This window comes from Streptomyces niveiscabiei (genome assembly GCF_001419795.1).
In the GTDB taxonomy this organism is placed as follows: domain Bacteria; phylum Actinomycetota; class Actinomycetes; order Streptomycetales; family Streptomycetaceae; genus Streptomyces; species Streptomyces niveiscabiei.
Genome location: NZ_LIRL01001160.1, coordinates 1 through 1,750 on the forward strand (window position 1 = coordinate 1; position 1,750 = coordinate 1,750).

Genomic DNA, 1,750 nt, shown 5'->3' on the forward strand with positions numbered 1-1,750 from the left:
CCCCAACCCCATCCGCCCCCACCCCAAAACCGGATTTCGTCTCCAGCCGCCCGTGGGCTAAAGTTAACGACGTCGCCGCAGCGAAAAGCTCCGCAGCGACATCGGGGTGTAGCGCAGCTTGGCAGCGCGCTTCGTTCGGGACGAAGAGGTCGTGGGTTCAAATCCCGCCACCCCGACAGTGTTTGACCAGGTCAGGGGCACCGACTCACGTGAGTCGGTGCCCCTGACTGGTTTCTCCACAGTTCTCTGGAGAAACCTTGGAGAAGATCTTTGGAATTCGTCTCCAGACCAGTGCCCTACCCGCGCGCCCTCAACAGCGCGTCCAGAACCGCCACGGGCGAACCGGGGCTCATCGCCCGGCGCATGTCCAGAGCCTCTTCCCACATCTCGGTGAGCGCGGTCATCAGGGTCTGCCGCATCCCTGCCGTGATGTGCTCATAGCGGGACTGCACCGAGCCATCCTCGTGCCCCATGCGTTCGTCCATCAGCTTCGGCGGAGTTCCCACCTCCCGCATCAAGGTCTTGTGCGTATGACGCAGCCCATGCGGCGTCAGGCCCGGAGCGATCGGCACCCAGCATGCCTCAGCCCGGTTGGAGGCTCCCCGCCCGCGTGCCGGAACCCCGGGCCACGGTTCGGCGACCACGGGCACCGGGTGTTCCTCCTGACTGCCGCGCTTGGGATAGAGCCCCGTAGCGGCGGGTCGGAAGAGCCAGGTGGCGAAACCCGAGCGGCGCCAGTGCGCGGCCAGCTCCCCCGATGCCGCGTTACGTGCGTACCCGAGTTCGGTGATGGCCTCCAGCACCTTCAGGCGGGTCGACTCCGCCACAGCGTGGGGGCGGTTGAGGACATTGGAAACGGTGCCCGTCGAGACGCCGGCGCGGCGAGCCACGTCGACCAGCTTCGCTCCCGGACGGCTCGCAGAGCCGTTGGCGGTGCCGTGACCGCTGAAGACGTAGGTCAGTCCGTGGCACTTGCAGGGCTTCGGCTTCGTCCGGGCAATGTGCTCCCGAACCAGCGCAGAGAGGAAATCCGGAGTGTCGATGTCCCGGTAGGAGTCGTCTTTGGGCGGGCACCGGTGCAGTTCGCCGGTGTCCAGCTCGTAGAGCTGCCATTCGACACGGATGCTCTTCGATCGGACGAACTCATTCTCAAGACCGACGAGTTCGCCCCAGCGCATCCCGGTGTAGCCCTTGAGGACGCCGCCAACGAACTCGTCGTCGCGGCCGGACATCAGCGCCATTCGTTCGGCGATCAGCAGAATGCCAAGTGCTGTTGTGACCGCCTTCTCTGGCCCACGGTTGCGTGAGCGCCCGGCGCGCTTCCCCCGTCCGCGCCGCCTGGTCGCCGGGTTGGAATCGCGCAGCCCCTCGTCAACGGCATCGGCAAGGATCAGGTGCAGCGTCGCCCGCCACGTTTTGACGCTGGACGCAGCGTAAGGAACGGCGCGTTCATGCTTCTCCCAAGCGGCAATGTCGGTACTCAGGATGTCGGCAACAGCGGAATCCGCGAACGTGGGAAGCAAGTGTTCTTCAATGTGCCGCCGGTAGTTCTGCATGGTCGATGCCGCCAAGTCCTGCGCGGCATACCAGCGGTTCACATAGGCACTAAGAGCGTGTCTCACGTGGTGAGGTTGGTCAGCTTTTTGTAGCAGGTCAGTGCGGCCGCGAGACCGAGGAAGCCGAGAAAGTGCGTGCCCTTCCGCTCGTACCGGACGGTGAGGCGGCGGTGGCCGAAGAGCCAGGAGATCGA

Annotated in this window: 1 tRNA gene and 2 pseudogenes; 1 reads left to right on the plus strand and 2 read right to left on the minus strand. The window is 65.2% G+C overall.

Annotation, left to right across the window (positions count from 1 at the left end):
• Window positions 1-102: 102 nt before the first annotated feature.
• Window positions 103-176: transfer RNA gene (locus AOK24_RS41430), tRNA-Pro, on the plus strand.
• Between the two features lie 120 nt (window positions 177-296).
• Here the strand turns inward: AOK24_RS41430 and AOK24_RS41435 are convergent.
• Together AOK24_RS41435 and AOK24_RS51885 are read right to left on the minus strand one after the other, a co-directional pair.
• A pseudogene (locus AOK24_RS41435) lies at window positions 297-1,601 on the minus strand (LacI family DNA-binding transcriptional regulator); the annotation flags it as partial.
• A 17-nt stretch (window positions 1,602-1,618) separates the two neighbouring features.
• Window positions 1,619-1,750 (minus strand): annotated as a pseudogene (locus AOK24_RS51885) (IS5/IS1182 family transposase); the annotation flags it as partial.